Source organism: Psychrobacter sp. G, from assembly GCF_000418305.1.
Classification (GTDB): domain Bacteria; phylum Pseudomonadota; class Gammaproteobacteria; order Pseudomonadales; family Moraxellaceae; genus Psychrobacter; species Psychrobacter cryohalolentis.
Map to the genome: position 1 here is coordinate 892,319 of NC_021661.1, position 17,737 is coordinate 910,055.

Consider the following 17,737-nt stretch of genomic DNA (forward strand, 5'->3'; position numbering starts at 1 on the left):
TAAGCTGCTATCTAACAACAAAAAAGATGCTGGAGCACAAAGCTTCAGCATCTTTTTTATTCAGACTTTTTGATCAATAATTATATGAGTAGTGATACAAATTTAAGCTAAACGTAATAACTCATTTACGGATGTTTTAGCGCGGGTTTGCGCATCGACTTTTTTCACGATGATAGCTGCATATAAGCTATGCGTACCATCTTCAGAAGGTAAGCTGCCTGGCACAACGACTGAGCCTGCTGGTACGCGACCACGATGAATCTCACCAGTTTCGCGATCATAAATACGAGTAGACTGACCGATATAGACGCCCATAGAGATAACTGCGCCTTCTTCTACGATGACGCCTTCAACGATTTCAGAGCGCGCACCGATAAAACAGTTATCTTCAATGATAGTCGGGTTAGCTTGTAATGGCTCTAGAACACCACCGATACCGACGCCGCCTGATAGATGGACGTTTTTACCGATTTGAGCACATGAACCAACGGTCGCCCAGGTATCTACCATAGCGCCTTGATCGACATAAGCACCGATATTGACATAAGATGGCATTAATACGGCGCCTGGCGCGATATAAGAGCCTTTACGTGCAACGGCTGGCGGTACAACGCGCACGCCAGCTTCTTTAAACTGCGCTTCTGTCCAATCCGCAAATTTCGTTGGTACCTTGTCATAAAACTGTACATGCTCGCCCGCTGCTTGAACGTAGTTGTCATTTAAGCGGAACGATAGCAAGACAGCTTTTTTTGCCCACTGATTGACGACCCATTCGCCATCCTTTTTTTCTGCAACGCGCAAAGTGCCGTTATCTAGCTGCTCAAGTACTTGATTGATGGCATCACGGACATCTTGTGGCATGGTTGCTGGGCTATATTCGTTACGGTTCTCAAAAGCTTGTTCGATGGTTTGTTGTAATGACATAAACATTCCTAGAATTGATGAAGGTAAATAAAAAACTTGCCGTATTGTCGCTAATTTGGCGACTTTTAGCAAACGTGATAGACGATACTATAATTTCGGGATTTTATGGGCTTAAGTATTGCTATTTATCCAGCCTAAGATGTCTTGGTAAACCTGCTCTTTATTCTGTTCATGGAGCGGCTCATGGCGCATATGAGGGTAGAGCTGCACAGAGACATGATCAAAATGTTGTCTGTCTAGGCGATTGGCAATATTACGAATACCGCGACCCATATCACCGATTGGGTCATTTTCTCCGCTGATTAATAACATTGGAAAATCTTTGGCAATCGTCATTGCCCAGTTTTTATGCAAGCCTGCATTCATCAGTGTAAAGAGGGTCATAAAGCCATTATTAGTAAAGTCAAAACCCGTCAATGGATCGGCTTCATAAGCTTCAACGGCGGCAGGATTTTCGCTTAACCACGCAAACTTTGATGAAGAAATACGATTATTAAGCTTGCTATTAAGTACTTTATTCATCACGTTAGCAAATAGGGCGTTTGGCTTTTTAGGCGCCGCTTTTGTCAGTAACTTATTGATAGGCAATAATACTTTGATCAATGGATTGGCATCCGCCGTGCCCATTAAAATAGCACCGGTAAAGTTACGCGCATGATGTTTAAGGACGTTACGGACGATAAACGAGCCCATAGAGTGACCCATGACGAAATGTGGTACATTCGGATGACGCGCTTTTAAGCTGTCCGCCATGACGATGACATCTTTTAATAATGACTGCACAGGATGCTCTTCACCAAAAAACCCTAAGTCTTTGGCTGATTTAACAGTTTTTCCATGACCAAGCTGGTCATAAGTGGCGACCGCAATACCGTGATCGGCTAAAAATTGCGCCACGTCTGCATAACGCCCGCTGTGCTCTGCCATGCCGTGTACAATCAGCAAGGTTGCACTAATGACAGTATCACTATGGCTCGGCTCAAAAAAAGTATGATGCAGATAATGGGTATTGTCAGAGGAAGTTATTTGTTCATTATTACTCATAAAAATCCAGTCCTTGAATGGTTAAGGGTATGATGAGATAGATTATATATTTTTTAGGGCTTTATTATAGGGATAAGTTATTGCTACAACCAATCTAATTGCGAAATTTGGCAACATTAGTATGTTATTTGGTTTTTAGTCAGCGTTATGGTCTATTCATTTAAACGACAGCTACAAAAATATCGACCATAAAAAAACCCCCATCAAAGTGATGAGGGTCTTGGCAAATGCCATAATCGAATCAAATATGACTCAAAAAATTTACTACTAAAATATGGCTCTCCAACCTGGGCTCGAACCAGGGACACACGGATTAACAGTCCGTTGCTCTACCAACTGAGCTATTGGAGAATAAGCGGTAAGTGTTTAATGACTTACTGCGAGCTTAGAAAGTCTCTAACGAGTTCTTGCTAAGTGGGGCGTATTCTAGCAAAGATAAAAAATACGTCAAGCTTTTTTTGCATGTTTTTATACATTAAAGATATTAACGCTAGCGCAAAGGTTGTTGTCGAGCCAATTTGCGTCATATCTTCGATATCACTCTGTTTGCGAAGTAACAACAAATAAAGCAACTTGCTTATACTATAATTATTTAGATTTGATAAATAAAAGACTGCATTGGTTAATAAAATCATGCTAATGAAATTACATTGTTTATAGCTATAAAGCTGCTAAAGGCTTATAAGATAAAGATTTATCAAAGCCAAACCAAGAGTAAGATAGCAAAAGACGAAAAGGATATTTGCGATGACAGACACTGCTAAGAAACAACATATTGTGATTACGGGTGCGACCTCTGGGATTGGTTATCAGCTGGCAAAAGACTATCTGCGAGAGGGACAGCATGTCTATGCCGTCGGTCGCGATGAGGAAGCCTTGTCTGAGCTCAAATCATTAGGAGCAGAAACTATCGATTTAGATCTAATGGATCGAGATAAGGTGATTGCTGCTTTTGATAAAATTAATGAGATTGATTTGGCGATTTGCGGCGCTGGCATGTGTGAGTATCTAGATATGCCAAACTTTGATAGTGTGGCGTTTATGAAAGTGCTGTCGGTGAATATGGGTACGTTATCGCATGCCATTGAAGCAGTACTGCCAAAGCTGATTGCTTCAAAAGGACGCTTAGTTGGTATTGGCTCGGCGTCGGCTTACGTGCCTTTTGCTCGTGCAGAGGCTTATGGTAGCTCAAAAGCAGCTATTCACTATTTAATGAAAACTTTACAGATTAGCCTTGCACCGCAAGGTGTAGCAGTCAGCTTAGTAGTTCCCGGCTTTGTAGAGACGCCAATGACCAAACAAAACGATTTTCCGATGCCGTTTTTACAGACTACACAGCAGGCAAGTCAAGCGATTCGTGATGGTATAAAAAGTGGCAATGACGTTATTGAATTTCCCAAAAAACTGACGTTGCCATTAAAAGTATTAGGGACATTACCTGATATGGTTTGGCAACAGGTCAGTACAAAAATCAATAAAAAATAGCCAGTTTTACTATTTCTGAACACCTATAAAGAAAATAACTAGGAATATTTTATGCCGTTTTTGCGCCGTAAATCTAAGCAGCTATCTAATCAAGTAGAAGCCGTTATTAAGGATACAAGCCGTCATTCAGAGGATAAGAAGGATGCACAAGTCAGAAAAAATATCGCTATTATTGGCTCAGGGGTATCAGGTTTAACTTGTGCTCATTACTTGGCAACGCAATTTGACGTCACTGTATTTGAAGCCAGTGATTATATCGGTGGACACGTAAATACCATCGATGTGACGCTACAAGACGGTAAAAAAGCCAAGCCTAATAAGGTTGAAAAAAGTGCCATAGATACCGGCTTTATTGTCTTTAATGAGCGTACTTATCCTAACTTCTTTCGCTTACTTCATGAGCTGCAAGTACCGTTTCAAGCAACGGATATGAGCTTTTCTGTCAAAAACGCGGCGCGTCATTTTGAATATAACGGTCATACGCTCAATACCTTGTTATCACAGCGCAAGAATCTTCTGAACCCGAAGTTTTGGGGATTTATTAATGATATCTGGCAGTTTAATAAACAGGTGCGTCAGCTGCGCCAAGATTATGATAAGGCGCGTGAGCAGGGGCAGGATATTGCTGTTTTTACCAAGCAAACGCTAGGCGAATATCTAGATACTAAAAAGTATGGTGATTTATTCACCGATAATTATCTATTGCCCATGGTGTCTGCGATTTGGTCGACCAGTCTGCGCGACGTACAAGATTTCCCCTTAGTGTTTTTCGCTCAATTTTTTGATAATCATGGTTTGCTTGATGTGGTCAATCGTCCGCAGTGGTTTACGATAAAAGGCGGTTCTAAGCAGTATGTAAATAAACTGATTAAACGTTTTGTGAAGGCAGGTGGCAGCGTTCGCGTGAACAGTCCCGTGCAATCAGTGATTCGAGAAGATAATAAGGTGATATTGAGCGTTACAGATACAACAGATAATAAGACGCAAGGACTTGTGTTTGATGAAGTCATCTTTGCCTGTCATGCAGATACAGCGCTCAAAATATTACAAGATGCCAATCCTACCGAGCAAGAAGTACTGAATCATTTTACCTTTACCGATAACACAGCCATTCTACATACCGATACCTCAGTCTTACCCAAAAAACCGCTGGCGTGGGCAAGCTGGAATTATTTAATCGATGATAAAAATGCTATTAAAAAAGATAAAGAATCGCTGCAAACTGCCACAAAGCCCGTATTGACCTATCATATGAATATTTTGCAGCGCTTGACCAAACAGCATAATTACTTAGTAACTCTCAATCATGAGGTGGATGAGAGCCAAGTCATCAAGCGTATCGACTATAGCCATCCAGTATTTAATAATGAAATGATTGCCGCGCAAGCACAGTGGTCAAATATCTCTGGTAGTAGCGATTCACACACCCATTTTTGCGGTGCTTATTGGTTCAACGGCTTCCATGAGGATGGCGTAAGAAGCGCGCTACGTGTCTGTCAGGCATTGGGATGCAACATCGATATTAAGGATAGCGTTGACCCAAGCCATTTACCTGATACTGAAAGCGCACATACGCCGTTCCGCTATAAAGATTTACCAGTAAAAGCAGACAAACAATTACGCAAACTTAAGAAACGTCAGCTAGTCTCTGCCACGACCAATCAAGAGTTGGTTCAATACATTACAATGTTGGCGCCCACGGCTAAAGCGTTTAAAAAGAAAAAACTGGGATTTTTTGCTGCTCGTAAAGATAAGCACTCGTAGCAGTTAAATACAGCATTACCAATTGAGGTTATTAAGTATGGTAGAAGCAGAACAGCCTAACAGTATAAGCGTAGAGCCTACATTGGCAGATGATACTAAGGGCTTGCCGCACCAAATATTTCACGGAATAACTTGGCACAGCCGGTTGCTACCAAGTGTGCATAAATTTGCCTATCCTTATCGTTATTGGGGTGTCAATATCACCGCATTAGCAGCAGGGCAAGCATTGCCAGAAGTGGATATCAGTTCATTTAGCGGCAATAAAATCCTAAAAAAATGGCCATTTAATAAACAATTACTCTTCTCTGGAATAAAAAAAGCCTTACAACAGTTTTATCCTGAGGATTACTTACAAGGATTGACCACACAAGATGTAAATAGTCTAGGTAAAAGCAAAGATGCTGACGATAAAGGAGGGTATTTATCAGATGTTCAATCACTAGAACAACGTTTAATTCAAGCATTTATAGAACGGACGGGTAGTGCACCAACAGGCGATATGATTGGAATGGTCGTTTGCCGTAATGCAGGGATATATTTTAGCCCAGTAAATTTCTATTTGGGCTTTGATACAGAGCAAAAACCCAGCCATCTATTGGCAGAAGTATCTAATACGCCATGGGATAAACACCATTACTATGGGTTTTTATTAGATGGCGCAAACACTGAGTTTTGTCACGATAAAGATTTCCATGTCTCACCTTTTAATCCTATTGACCAGCAGTATCAGTGGCAAGTAACGATTAAAAGGGCAATAAAAAATACTGTCACTAGTGAAGTAAAAAGTAAGAAAGAAAAGCTGTCTAATCACTGCTTGGACGTTCGTATCGCTATAAATATCAGCGATAAGCGCGGTGAAGTATTAAAAACAGGTATTAAAATGTCTGGCGTACCAATGACGGCATCGACGATTTATAAGAGCTTACGCAAAAATCCACTGATGAATATAACGTCTTTAATGCGTATTTATGGTCAGGCTTTTAAACTCTATGCCATTAAAAAAGTACCCTATATTAATTACGATGAAACATTAGCCGATAGCAAGCAGCAGAATGGCAATAATAAGCATGAGCAGTGACAGTAACTACTATGCCAAAAATTCAAAACTTCAAAGGTTCAAAGACTCAAGAGTTTAACGTAGAGCTCTTACTATCGAATAATTATACAAGGATGGATAAATGATGTCAGCAAGACTAGCAAGCAATGCACCCGTATCAAAATTAGGAAAAATCACTGCTCACATCAATCAAACGGTTAACGATAGTGCTATTTTGCAGCCAGTTAGTAATAGCGTGAATTATCTAGCGCGAAAAGCCATATTCCGAGCTTTGAAGCACATTCAATTTGGTAGTATTACTATCATTGAGGATTTTGTTGGGCAGGATGCTAAGCCGCATTGTTTTGGCACAGCTGCTTCTAGCAACATAAGTAGCTCAGCTATCGGTCGTCATACATTGGATGTGACGCTGACCATTCATGATAGCAGCGTCTATCGTCAGTTATTATTTGGTGGTTCTATTGCGCTAGCGGACAGCTATATCAATGGCGAATGGGATACAGATGATTTAACGGGTTTGATTCGACTGGCAGCGCGTAATTTGGCAGTACTTAATCAGTTAGAAAATCGTTTTGCGGTTATTAGTAAAACCTTTGAGCGAGCCAATCATAAGTTACGCAGTAATGATAAATTGGGTTCAAAGTCTAATATTTTGGCACATTACGACTTAGGTAATGACATGTACCAGCGTTTTTTAGACGATACGATGATGTACTCATCAGCAGTCTATAAAAAAGTAGATACGACATTGGCTGAGGCGCAGCAGCATAAACTCGCTTTGATTTGTGAGCGTTTACAACTGAAACCCGAAGATACTGTCATAGAAATTGGGACTGGTTGGGGCGGGTTTGCTATTTATGCAGCAACGCATTATGGTTGTCATATAACGACGACCACTATCTCGGATGCGCAATATGAAGAGGCGCAGCACCGTGTAGAAGCGGCTGGACTGTCGGATAAAATTACCTTACTGAAGCAAGACTATCGCGAACTGACAGGACAGTATGACAAGTTGGTCAGTATTGAGATGATTGAGGCGGTTGGACATGAGTATTTACCGACGTTTTTTGCTAAATGTAATAGCCTGCTGAAGCCAACAGGTTTAATGGTATTACAAGCCATTACCTTCAATGATCAAAATTATCAAGACTATATAAAGTCGGTCGATTTTATTCAGACGCACATTTTCCCCGGTGGTTGCTTACTATCTAATCAAGAATTGACGACGCAGTTTACTGAGCAGACCGATATGGTCATCAAACAATTACATGATTATGGTTTTGACTACGCTTTTACGCTGCGGGATTGGCGTACTGCGTTTATGGCACAACGTGAGGAGATAAAAGCACTCGGTTATGATGAAGCGTTTATTCGCTTATGGGAGTTTTATTTCTGCTACTGCGAAGGGGGGTTTTTGGAACGTACGATTGGAGTCGTGCAAGTCACTGCCGTCAAGCCAAACAACATTGATGCATGGCATTCATAGGCTACATTTTAGTCCCTATTATAAAAGGATCTTACTATGGGTTATATTTATATCTATCTTGCTTCTCTTGTCATATTTTTGGGCATTGATGCGGTTTGGCTGAAGACCATGACCGGCCTGTTTTATGAAAAGCGTATCGGACACTTACTTGCCGAACAGCCAAATATGACTGCTGCTGGGGTGTTTTATCTGTTTTATCTGTTGGCGCTGTGTATTATTATTTTATACCCACAAATCAGATCAAATGCGCCGATTCACCATATCTTCTTATTGGGCGCTTTGATAGGACTGATGGCTTACGGTACTTATGATTTTACTAGCTTAGCCTTATATAAAGGTTTTACTCTGGACACCGCTTTGGTTGATTTTGCTTGGGGTGGTATTTTAACAGGTTCAGTGAGTGCTATCGTGGCTTGGCTTGCTTATCGTTTTCATTGGTTAAGCTAATCTAGTAGTTAAGTTAAATCGACTATATTTGCGCTGTCGGAATTGCTACTGTATAAATAGCACTTTAAATAGATTCTACCCCCGTTAAGGAACATTATGACGCAATATAACACCAGCTCTACCGCCAAAACAGTCCCATTAAACCATGAGCTGTATATGTCAGTGCTTATGACGCCAGATATGGCCAATTTTATTGGTAACGTCCATGGTGGGGATTTGCTCAAGATGCTGGACCAAGTCGCTTATGCCTGTGCCAGTCGCTATAGCGGTAGTTATGTGGTGACACTGTCAGTTGATCAAGTGATGTTCCGTGAGCCTATTCATGTTGGAGAGTTGGTAACGTTTGCGGCTAGTGTCAATTACGTTGGTAAGACTTCAATGGAAGTCGGCATTCGAGTAGAGGCAGAAGATGTGCGCGCACGTACCGTTCGCCATACCAACAGCTGCTACTTTACCATGGTGGCGATTGATGAAAATCGTAAGCCCACGCTAATCCCTGAGCTTGAGATTAAAGATGCCTTGCAACAATGCCGATTTGACGCAGGCTTAGAGCGCAGAAAGCTGCGTATGGAAGGCTCGCAACGTATCAGCTGTGACATCAGTAAATTGACTAATAAAGTAGCAAGCGCATAATCTGCTCATTAATGCAGACAATAAACATACTCTCACCAAAACATTACTGATAAGAACAGGTTTTTTGACTACAGTAAATGGAATCTAAAGTAACTAATAGATCAGCTAGTGTATATATATAACTAGTCTGGTTTTATACCTTAAACCATCCATTTATTGAGACCTAGATGAGTTTGAAGCCGCTAGAATCCAATCCAAAAGATGCGCCAACGCCGCGCGCTGATACGCACGGCATTGGTCGCTCACGCGCTCAAAACCCTTTTAATGCTTCAGATAACACCAATTCTGACCCCTCTAAATCTACGCCAAGCCATGATGACAACAAATCGAGCTCACTAACAACGGTATTGATTGCAGTTGGTGCCAATCTTATTATTGCAATTGCTAAAACAGTAGCAGCGTTTATGACGGGTTCCGCTTCCATGATAGCGGAATCAGCGCATTCTTGGGCAGACGCGGGCAATGGTACCTTATTGATCGTTGCAGAGAAAAAATCGGTCAAACCTGCTGACAAAAGCCATCCACTCGGCTACGGTAAAGAGTCGTATGTATGGTCGATGATTGCTGCGTTTGGCGTATTTATGGCAGGTTCAGTAGTGTCTATTTATACTGGCATTACCGAGTGGAATGCAGCTGAGACTGAAACCAACTATACCATCGGTTTTATTATCTTGGCAGTCGCTTTTGTGCTTGAAGGATTTTCCTTAACACAAGCGTATTTGCAAAGTAAAAAACATGGCGAAGCGATTAATGTCAGTGCCATCGGCTATGTGATGGACACCTCTAATCCCACCTTACGCGGTGTGTTCTTTGAAGATTTGGCGGCAGTCGTAGGTTTGGTTGTGGCGGCAGCTGCTATGGCAATGCACGCCTATACTGGCGAACCATTTTGGGATGCGCTTGGGTCTATCATTGTCGGTATCTTGCTGGCCGTAGTGGCAGTCTTTTTAATCAGTCGTAATCGTGATTTTTTGGTTGGCTATAGAGTCTCAGAAAAAATGCACGATTATATTTTATCAGAGCTTATCAAGCATCCAGATATTGATAGTGTTTCTTACTTGCATTTGGAGTGGGTAGGTCCCAAAAAAATATTTATGGTCGCGGCGGTCGATATTGCTGGAAATCAACATGAACATGAGATTGCGCAAAAATTTGAAAGTATAGAAAATCAGTTTCGTAGTCAGTCATTGTTTCAAGAAGCTATCTTAACTTTATCTGTCCCTAACGCTGAAATCTTACGCTTACCTGATAATGAACATTTATAATCTATAATAAGAATGAGAACATAATATGAAAAGTCCTTTAAAACCATTAACAAAAAATCCTAATAGCCATACACAGATAGTGTCACCGTTGCTGGCATTAGTAGTGGTGACTTTGATGTCAGCTACTGCTATACAAGTCAATGCAGAATTAATCGTACACAGTGATACCAATCAAATTCAACAATCAAAAACGGTCACATCAGCACCCTATAACGTCCGTAAGATCGATGATCCACAGAGTGTCAACCGCCCGTTACCTACCGATATCTCTATTATTAAACTGATGCAAGTCATGCATATTGATGAGCAAATCCAATCTATCGTCGATGGCAAGCAAGCGGCTATCAATGCAATCAATACGCAAACTCAGAATCAACAGGTGACTGATGAACCGTTGAATAAACGTCAACGTGAGCTACAAAATCAGATCCAAAGCGTGTTAGGGCAATATGCCAAAATTATGACCAATGGGATAGGTAATACGGCAGATATTCAAACCTTAACGCAAGCTTATATCAGCGCAGCAAAAACTTACTATACGCAAGCGGAAGTGGATGCCCAAATCAAATTTTACGACACTGCTGTCGGTCAAAACATCTTAGCAAAACAGCCACAAATTACCGCCGCTTTTCTAAAGCAATCTTTACCGCAAGATACCTCAGAGACTGAAAACCAATTAAGTGAGCTGTTACCGCAGATGAAGCAAATTGTGAAAGGTATTTTTTAAAGTGTATGTTAGAAATATAGTTAAAGTTCCTAAAAGACCTATGCTAGTGCGGGTATAAATGTTTTGCAGCCTCTGTCTGCGTAGGCACAGCAAGCAAGAAAAATTAATACCAGTAATATACGATTCATCGGTATTGATGTTTAATGATTCTAGTCAAAATCGTCAAACATAAAAAAGATCACCATTGAGGTGAACTTTTTCTATTTAGCAAATAAGTTAATCTTATGTTGAGACGTGCTTATTTTTTAGACGTATCTTTTTTCGGGGCGTTTGCACCGATAAACCAAGCATCTTTATCAACAGTACGACTCACTTCAGTCAATAAGTCAGCGGTATCTTCATCACCAGCATCGCCAGCGGCATCAATCCCTTCACGCAAAAACGCAGCAATGGTCTTATAGCGATTGGTCAGCTCACGAACATGCTGGTCAACATCAGTAATATCAGTCGGGTAAGTCTCTAAGATAGAGTCCTCAACAACACGTTTAGAGATACCGTTGGCTTTGCCGCCAAGGATAACAATGCGCTCAGCGACTGTATCATAAGCTTCTGTTAAGCGTCCATAAGTGTCATCCAACAACTGATGTACACCAATGAAACCAGTACCTTGAAGATTCCAATGACATTGCTTGCTATCCATACTCAAATCAATCAGGTTTGCTAAATTCGCGTTCAACAGATCGATCATTTTTTTTGCAGTTGCGTCATCTATTCCACTTGCGTAACGTTCTCTCATATTCTGCTCCATTATTCTATTTTAATAAATTTAGGTTTCTAATTATCAACAGCTCTTTAAATTTTTTATTTATTAAGGTGTTGCTGACTGCTTATAAATTCATTATCGATAATAACAGCTTAAATAATAGATGGAACCCCAACATTTAGGCTTTATACAAGGGTCGTGTAATGAGTTTGTTAATCATGAAAACCTTTGTAAATTTAACTGATAAAATAGACGCTTTGATAACAATCCGTGCACACGCCAGCATATTCAATCGTATTAAAATTTGATTTAATTGACGTTAAGTTAAGAATAGTCATACGCATTTTAAGCCTTATAAATATTTAGTCCTTTGGTCTAATGCCTTTCTCTGCGAATTTATCAAACAGCTGTTGCTGAGTTAAGTTGACTGTGTCATTAGCAAATTCATAATAATCGGGTTTTTTATCAATGAAAATCTGGCTCTCAAAAGTAAGGTTTGGATTCTCTTGAAACAGTCCTAGTGACAGAACATAAGTCTCAGAGCTAAGCTGATGATAATAGAGATTGGTGCCGCATTTATGGCAAAACGCACGCTCCGCCCATGCTGAAGAGGGGTAAATAGTCATTGACTCCTCACCTTTAATATCCGGTTTTGAGTGGCTATGTATCGCCATTAGTGGTCCGCTGCCCCAACGACGACACATCGTACAATGGCACGCTTCAAAGGTATTGATATCTTCTAATTCTATGGTGACGTTACCGCACAGACAGTGACCTTTCATAACTCGTTCCTTGATTAATGGTCATTGAACTATACCTGAGTTTCTATGCTTTTTATTGAGTGTTTGTGCATCCATTTGTGGGCGTTTTGCGCAATAAATGACCTTTAAAAATAAAGGTTTAACCCCATATTGTTATAAACCTAACCTCTTATAACTTTTTATAAATATCAGGAAGATAACCATTATGCGAATGCCTGAACCGCGCTCGTCGCGTCAGTTAAATCAATTGGCCACTCAGCTGCAAGGCGAAGCTGAAATTAGTGGTGTCAACGCGTCTGGTACGCAAATATCAAGTCGCGCCTTTGAGATGGTCACCGAGTTTGAGCCAGCAGGCGATCAGCCGCAAGCGATAAAGAAACTGGTTAATGGTATTAATGCTGGCATGGATGAGCAGCTATTACTGGGTGTGACGGGTTCTGGTAAGACCTATACCATGGCAAAGGTCATCTCTGAGACGCAACGTCCAACTATTATCATGGCGCATAATAAGACGCTTGCCGCCCAGTTATATGGTGAGTTTAAGTCGTTCTTTCCGAATAACGCGGTTGAATATTTCGTTAGTTATTATGACTATTATCAGCCAGAAGCCTATGTCGCTGCCAGTGATACCTTTATCGAAAAAGACAGCGCCATTAATGATCATATTGATCAGATGCGTCTGTCAGCCACGCGTGCACTACTTGAGCGTCGTGATGCAATTATCGTCGCCTCAGTATCCTGTATCTATGGTCTAGGTGATCCAGAAAGTTATCTAAAAATGCTGCTGCACGTCGTCGTTGGGGACAAAATTGATCGCACTGCTACCATTAAACGTCTTGTTGAAATGCAATATACGCGTAACGAACTGGACTTTGGGCGTGGTACTTATCGTCTTCGCGGTGAGCTGTTAGATATTTATCCTGCTGAGTCTGAGCAGCTAGCGGTGCGTGTGCACTTGTTTGATAATGAAGTGGAGAAAATTACTTGGTTTGATCCTTTAACAGGGAAGACGGTGCGTACAGTGCCGCGTATTACTATTTATCCAAAATCACATTACGTGACGCCGCGCAATAAATTGGAGGCTGCGAGCCATACAATTCGTGCTGAGCTTGAGCCACGGCTAGAGTATTTCCGCGAAAACAATAAACTGATTGAGGCACAGCGTCTCAAAGAGCGTACCCAGTATGATCTTGAGATGATTCAACAGCTCGGCTACTGCAACGGTATCGAAAACTATTCACAGCATCTGTCTGGTCGTCCATCAGGGGAAGCACCACCGACGCTGTTTGATTACATTCCAGAAGATGCGTTGTTATTTCTTGATGAGTCGCACGTGACTGTGTCGCAGATTGGTGCAATGTATAAAGGTGATAGATCACGTAAAGAGAATCTCGTCAATTATGGCTTTCGTCTACCAAGTGCCATGAATAACCGCCCGATGAAGTTTGAAGAATGGGAGCGTATCAAGCCTAAGACTATTTATGTGAGCGCCACGCCTGCATTGTATGAACTGGAACATAGTGAGCAAGTGGTCGAGCAAGTCGTGCGTCCAACGGGTTTGATTGACCCTGAGATTGAGATTCGTCCTGTATTAACGCAGGTCGATGACGTGTTATCAGAGATTACTAAACGCAGAGAAAAAGACGAACGCGTGTTAATCACTACCTTGACCAAGCGTATGTCAGAGGATTTGACCAGCTATCTCAAAGAATACGATGTCAAAGTCGCTTATTTACACTCGGATATCGACACCCTTGAGCGTATGCAGATCATTCATGAACTGCGTACGGGCGTGCATGATGTGCTGGTCGGTATTAACTTGCTACGTGAAGGGCTTGATATGCCTGAGGTGTCATTGGTCGCGATATTTGATGCGGACAAAGAGGGCTTTTTGCGCTCTGAACGTGCTCTGATTCAGACCATTGGTCGGGCGGCGCGTCATATTAATGGTAAAGCCATTCTCTATGCTGACCGTATTACCAACAGTATGCAAAAAGCGATTGATGAGACCGATCGTCGCCGCGAAAAACAAGTCGCCTTTAACCTTGAGCATAACATCACACCAACAGGTGCGCGCCGTAGTATCACGGATAAAATCGATACAGGTGATGACCATGATGCCAACGATAATCAGATGATTCCAATTAAGAGCAATCTGCCTGATGTCGATATCAGTATCTTACGTAGTCCTGATTTATTGGCTAAAGAAATCAATCGTCTTGAGAAGCTCATGAAGCAGATGTCGCGTGACTTAAAGTTTGAGGATGCCGCGAAAACGCGTGACAAAGTGCTAGAGCTAAAAGCGCATTTATTGTAAAGAGTAACGCTACTAAGTTTAAAATAGTAATAAAAAGGTGAGTTGCCAACAGTGCAGCTCACCTTTTTTATGGTCTTCTTATAACTAAAATAACCTCGCTTTTGCCCGAGGTTATTAATAACCAATAATTGGTAATGACAAAACTTGTGTTTATACCAAATGCCAATTAATATGATATCAATGAGCAATATGAACTTATAACAACGGACGTTGAGGCACATAATCCATCATGCAAAATAATAAATGCTTAGAATTAAATGCGAATGAAAACTCACTAGGCATGTCAGCTTCTGCCAAACAAGCCATTACAGACTCTTTAGGTGCAGGCTTCCGTTATCCAGATAATCCACGTGCGGCACTCATTAGCAAAATTGCCACCATCCATGGCGTGGCAGAAAACCAAATCTCATTAGGCAATGGCTCGACTGAAAATATTCGAGCTACCTTACAAATGCTGCAATATAAAGCTCTAAAAGAGGGCAGGCAGTTTCAAATGGTGATCCCTGTTCCCACTTTTGATTGTGCAGAGATGTATGCAAATGCCATTGGCGTGCCCGTCGTCAAGATACCGTTAACCGCTGAAAACTATGATTATAATTTTGACGAACTACAAAAAGCAGCTGACGATTTTGATGGCATCAGCCTACTTTACATTTGCAATCCCAACAACCCAACTGGAATCATTACATCAACTTCAAGGCTTAAAACTTGGGTAAGTAAGGCGCCAGACAACCATTACTTTTTATTAGATCAAGCGTACTTGGAATATGTGTCAGACCTAAGTTTTGAGAGTGGGATTGAATGGGTAAAACAAGGGTTATCAGACAAGCTTATTGTCATCCATACTTTCTCAAAATTATGTGCCTTAGCCGGTATGCGAGTGGGCTACGCGATTTCTAACCCGCAAGCTATTGAGACTGTCGAAGCATTTATGTCTATGGATAATACCAACTTGTCAGGTGCGGTTGCCGCTATTGCGACGTTAAATGATGCAGCGTTTTTAGCGCTAAGTTTGCGCAATACCAATCAGTCGCGTCAGATGATTGAAACAGTCTTAGACGATCTGGGACTGCGTTATTTACCTTCACAGACCAACTTTATTTTTCATGAAATAAAAGGTGATTTAAAAACATATATCGACAGAATGCGAGACCATGGCATCAAGGTTGGTCGCGAGTTCCCACCTGTTACAGGCTTCAACCGCTTAACACTTGGTACGCCTGATGAAATGGCAGCATTTATCAAAGTACTAAAGTTATTTCGTGAAAAGGACTGGGTATAAGTGAGATAAATCATATGTCTTAACCAACCTCAAACGCAGTTTTACATATCCCACCTTAAAAAACACCACTTTATCTTATAAGATTGGTCAGTTAAGCACACTCTTTTAGATTACTAGCTTTCAAGTTGCTAGATAAATTTAAGTCGCTGGATAAACGCTGAGCGATAGCTAAAGTTATGTGTGCTAACGTAAATTATAATTATAAGGTTAAAGATATATTCATGTTTGATATCAAATCATTTTTTAAACGAGAAGTAGAAAAAAAGCTCATCAACTTAGACGATTATATTTTTATGCCTGAGCGTGTAGAGATGGCGCTAGAAGGTGGATTATTAAATTGTGTACTCAATAGTGATGGTCGAGTGGATGTTTTTTATACCAAGGACGGCGTGACAGAAGTAAGTTCTGCATCACGTAAGCATCCATTTACTGCGTTTGAGACCGAGCTATATCATGGGGTTTATGATGATATTATTCATGATTTGACTAAAGAGGTGAGTAAGATACTTGAGCGTCGGTCAAAATATTTTCGCCAGAACAAGACATTGCATCCTACAGCGTCTCTAATGTCTCAGCCTTACACAACAAGTAAGCTATAGGCTTGTTTGAACTATTGTAAGTTTAGAAAAAATAAAAGCAATCGGTAAGAAAAAGGGTGCGTTATATTTAAATGACGCGCCCTTTTTCTTACTTCATTTTTTAGTGTCAACTTGAAACAGTTACTATTGATGCTTACTTTTTTGTAGCAACAGCTTTATCTTTGGAAGCTAACGCAGATTATTTAGTAAGAGGAATAGATTATGCGCCTTCAACTAAATGACTGGTCTTGGTTTGTGTGACCAAGCCTTTGGTAAAGAGAGTACTGTCGTCGCGTGTTTTAAAGTATTGGTAAAATACCATTCACACTGAAAAGCGTGTTAATTGATATTAAAAGGGCGTTCTGCGGTTAATGATGGATCGCGATCTATCGTTTATAATCTATACGAATAGGCTGGGTTAAGCAATCGCCAACCCAGCCTAATTATTTATAATGACTGATATTATGAATAAACTATTTATTTAACGATACTGGAATAACAGCTCTGCAATGATTTTGCAACGACTCTAGCCACTAATTGCACACGATATTGTGGGTCTATGGCTGCATTACCCAATTCAACGATGCTGACTTGTTGCGGTGCTTGCTCACTAACGCAACCACAAACTCTACCTTTTACCGCTTCTTCTTGCGCTTCAGTCATAGCGACACTGGCAATACGCCACGCGTTTTGCTGTTCGATCTGACTGCGACATTGATTGTCGATAGCTGCTTTAAAAACGCTCATACCGATCTCGTTTGCAGTACCCATTGCTGTTCCTGCATTGGTATTGCCGCCTGTTGAGGCACAGCCCGCTAGTGCAAATGTTGCTAGTAATGCTGTTGATGCGAATAATTTTTTCATCAAATTTCCTTTCAGATTGATCAGTATTATGAGGAGACATCTTTAAAGTTTTATATCGTGCTGAGCAGATGTACCAAAACCTATAACCTGCTTTTTACTGTCTATACCTTGTGATATTCGCATGATATACATCAGCACAAATAAAAAGTCATCTTACTAGAACTCAATATTGATGACAAAGGAAATATAAACGTGCTATCAGAATATTTATTAACAATTGTTTTTTATACCAAGTTATGTCGTAGAAAAAATGATGATAAATATTATAGGAGTAGTTCATCTTTATGGACTTAAAGGTTTACAAGGCGGTTAAAGTTTGTTTAAATAACTTACAATATGAAACTTAGTATCGCTTAGCGAAACAAGAAAGCGGTATTTAGTGAATAATAGCGCTTAACTT

Annotated in this window: 16 protein-coding genes and 1 tRNA gene; 11 read left to right on the forward strand and 6 right to left on the reverse strand. The window is 40.8% G+C overall.

From position 1 onward, the window contains the following. Positions 1-102: 102 nt before the first annotated feature. From dapD to PSYCG_RS03865, 3 genes are all read right to left on the reverse strand, one after another. A complete protein-coding gene (gene dapD / locus PSYCG_RS03855) occupies positions 103-924 on the reverse strand; it encodes a 2,3,4,5-tetrahydropyridine-2,6-dicarboxylate N-succinyltransferase (protein WP_020443027.1) in 822 nt (273 codons plus the stop codon). A 111-nt stretch (positions 925-1,035) separates the two neighbouring features. Beyond that, positions 1,036-1,968, reverse strand: coding sequence for an alpha/beta fold hydrolase (locus PSYCG_RS03860; RefSeq protein WP_020443028.1), 933 nt, complete (start codon positions 1,966-1,968; stop codon positions 1,036-1,038). A 275-nt stretch (positions 1,969-2,243) separates the two neighbouring features. After that, positions 2,244-2,319 (reverse strand) — tRNA-Asn (locus tag PSYCG_RS03865). A gap of 396 nt (positions 2,320-2,715) precedes the next feature. On the opposite strand from PSYCG_RS03865, the gene PSYCG_RS03875 reads away from it, so the two are divergent. The 8 genes from PSYCG_RS03875 (at position 2,716) to PSYCG_RS03910 (ending at position 10,832) form a co-directional block, all read left to right on the forward strand. Continuing rightward, positions 2,716-3,453: an SDR family NAD(P)-dependent oxidoreductase gene (locus PSYCG_RS03875; RefSeq protein WP_020443030.1), complete on the forward strand. Its 738-nt coding sequence runs from the start codon at positions 2,716-2,718 to the stop codon at positions 3,451-3,453. A 51-nt stretch (positions 3,454-3,504) separates the two neighbouring features. After that, the gene (locus PSYCG_RS03880; RefSeq protein ID WP_020443031.1) at positions 3,505-5,217 is read left to right on the forward strand and encodes an NAD(P)/FAD-dependent oxidoreductase; all 1,713 of its coding nucleotides are present in this window, start codon (positions 3,505-3,507) and stop codon (positions 5,215-5,217) included. Positions 5,218-5,254: 37 nt separating this feature from the next. Next, positions 5,255-6,295 (forward strand): DUF1365 domain-containing protein, encoded by a 1,041-nt coding sequence (locus PSYCG_RS03885; protein ID WP_020443032.1) that lies wholly within the window; start codon positions 5,255-5,257, stop codon positions 6,293-6,295. A gap of 100 nt (positions 6,296-6,395) precedes the next feature. Continuing rightward, positions 6,396-7,760 (forward strand): SAM-dependent methyltransferase, encoded by a 1,365-nt coding sequence (locus PSYCG_RS03890; protein ID WP_020443033.1) that lies wholly within the window; start codon positions 6,396-6,398, stop codon positions 7,758-7,760. A gap of 36 nt (positions 7,761-7,796) precedes the next feature. Continuing rightward, positions 7,797-8,207: a DUF2177 family protein gene (locus tag PSYCG_RS03895; protein ID WP_011513081.1), complete on the forward strand. Its 411-nt coding sequence runs from the start codon at positions 7,797-7,799 to the stop codon at positions 8,205-8,207. A 96-nt stretch (positions 8,208-8,303) separates the two neighbouring features. Further along, entirely contained in the window at positions 8,304-8,840 is a 537-nt protein-coding gene (locus PSYCG_RS03900; protein WP_011513082.1) for an acyl-CoA thioesterase, read from the forward strand. A gap of 167 nt (positions 8,841-9,007) precedes the next feature. After that, positions 9,008-10,105, forward strand: a complete 1,098-nt coding sequence (locus PSYCG_RS03905; RefSeq protein WP_020443034.1) for a cation diffusion facilitator family transporter — start codon at positions 9,008-9,010, stop codon at positions 10,103-10,105. A 25-nt stretch (positions 10,106-10,130) separates the two neighbouring features. Then, entirely contained in the window at positions 10,131-10,832 is a 702-nt protein-coding gene (locus tag PSYCG_RS03910) for a DUF2059 domain-containing protein (protein WP_020443035.1), read from the forward strand. 238 nt (positions 10,833-11,070) lie between these two features. Here the strand turns inward: PSYCG_RS03910 and dps are convergent, their stop codons facing one another. Continuing rightward, entirely contained in the window at positions 11,071-11,568 is a 498-nt protein-coding gene (dps, locus tag PSYCG_RS03915; RefSeq protein ID WP_020443036.1) for a DNA starvation/stationary phase protection protein Dps, read from the reverse strand. Positions 11,569-11,897: 329 nt separating this feature from the next. Continuing rightward, a complete protein-coding gene (locus PSYCG_RS03920) occupies positions 11,898-12,317 on the reverse strand; it encodes a GFA family protein (protein ID WP_020443037.1) in 420 nt (139 codons plus the stop codon). Positions 12,318-12,501: 184 nt separating this feature from the next. Here PSYCG_RS03920 and uvrB point away from each other — a divergent pair, with 184 nt between their 5' ends. From uvrB to PSYCG_RS03935, 3 genes are all read left to right on the forward strand, one after another. Further along, the gene (gene uvrB, locus PSYCG_RS03925) at positions 12,502-14,613 is read left to right on the forward strand and encodes an excinuclease ABC subunit UvrB (RefSeq protein ID WP_020443038.1); all 2,112 of its coding nucleotides are present in this window, start codon (positions 12,502-12,504) and stop codon (positions 14,611-14,613) included. 229 nt (positions 14,614-14,842) lie between these two features. After that, positions 14,843-15,895: a pyridoxal phosphate-dependent aminotransferase gene (locus PSYCG_RS03930; RefSeq protein WP_020443039.1), complete on the forward strand. Its 1,053-nt coding sequence runs from the start codon at positions 14,843-14,845 to the stop codon at positions 15,893-15,895. 221 nt (positions 15,896-16,116) lie between these two features. Further along, on the forward strand, positions 16,117-16,494 hold the full coding sequence (locus tag PSYCG_RS03935) for a hypothetical protein (protein WP_020443040.1): 378 nt from the start codon (positions 16,117-16,119) through the stop codon (positions 16,492-16,494). Between the two features lie 456 nt (positions 16,495-16,950). Here PSYCG_RS03935 and PSYCG_RS03940 read toward each other — a convergent pair whose 3' ends face one another. Next, positions 16,951-17,337, reverse strand: coding sequence for a hypothetical protein (locus PSYCG_RS03940; protein WP_011513090.1), 387 nt, complete (start codon positions 17,335-17,337; stop codon positions 16,951-16,953). Positions 17,338-17,737: the final 400 nt, after the last annotated feature.

Bases quoted from the DNA above. Each gene is read 5' to 3' on its own strand.
- dps (WP_020443036.1), bottom strand. From the start codon at position 11,568: ATGAGAGAACGTTACGCAAGTGGAATAGATGACGCAACTGCAAAAAAA.
- PSYCG_RS03910 (WP_020443035.1), top strand. From the start codon at position 10,131: ATGAAAAGTCCTTTAAAACCATTAACAAAAAATCCTAATAGCCATACA.
- uvrB (WP_020443038.1), top strand. From the start codon at position 12,502: ATGCGAATGCCTGAACCGCGCTCGTCGCGTCAGTTAAATCAATTGGCC.
- PSYCG_RS03890 (WP_020443033.1), top strand. From the start codon at position 6,396: ATGATGTCAGCAAGACTAGCAAGCAATGCACCCGTATCAAAATTAGGA.
- PSYCG_RS03875 (WP_020443030.1), top strand. From the start codon at position 2,716: ATGACAGACACTGCTAAGAAACAACATATTGTGATTACGGGTGCGACC.
- PSYCG_RS03920 (WP_020443037.1), bottom strand. From the start codon at position 12,317: ATGAAAGGTCACTGTCTGTGCGGTAACGTCACCATAGAATTAGAAGAT.
- dapD (WP_020443027.1), bottom strand. From the start codon at position 924: ATGTCATTACAACAAACCATCGAACAAGCTTTTGAGAACCGTAACGAA.
- PSYCG_RS03895 (WP_011513081.1), top strand. From the start codon at position 7,797: ATGGGTTATATTTATATCTATCTTGCTTCTCTTGTCATATTTTTGGGC.
- PSYCG_RS03935 (WP_020443040.1), top strand. From the start codon at position 16,117: ATGTTTGATATCAAATCATTTTTTAAACGAGAAGTAGAAAAAAAGCTC.
- PSYCG_RS03860 (WP_020443028.1), bottom strand. From the start codon at position 1,968: ATGAGTAATAATGAACAAATAACTTCCTCTGACAATACCCATTATCTG.
- PSYCG_RS03880 (WP_020443031.1), top strand. From the start codon at position 3,505: ATGCCGTTTTTGCGCCGTAAATCTAAGCAGCTATCTAATCAAGTAGAA.
- PSYCG_RS03930 (WP_020443039.1), top strand. From the start codon at position 14,843: ATGCAAAATAATAAATGCTTAGAATTAAATGCGAATGAAAACTCACTA.
- PSYCG_RS03940 (WP_011513090.1), bottom strand. From the start codon at position 17,337: ATGAAAAAATTATTCGCATCAACAGCATTACTAGCAACATTTGCACTA.
- PSYCG_RS03900 (WP_011513082.1), top strand. From the start codon at position 8,304: ATGACGCAATATAACACCAGCTCTACCGCCAAAACAGTCCCATTAAAC.
- PSYCG_RS03905 (WP_020443034.1), top strand. From the start codon at position 9,008: ATGAGTTTGAAGCCGCTAGAATCCAATCCAAAAGATGCGCCAACGCCG.
- PSYCG_RS03885 (WP_020443032.1), top strand. From the start codon at position 5,255: ATGGTAGAAGCAGAACAGCCTAACAGTATAAGCGTAGAGCCTACATTG.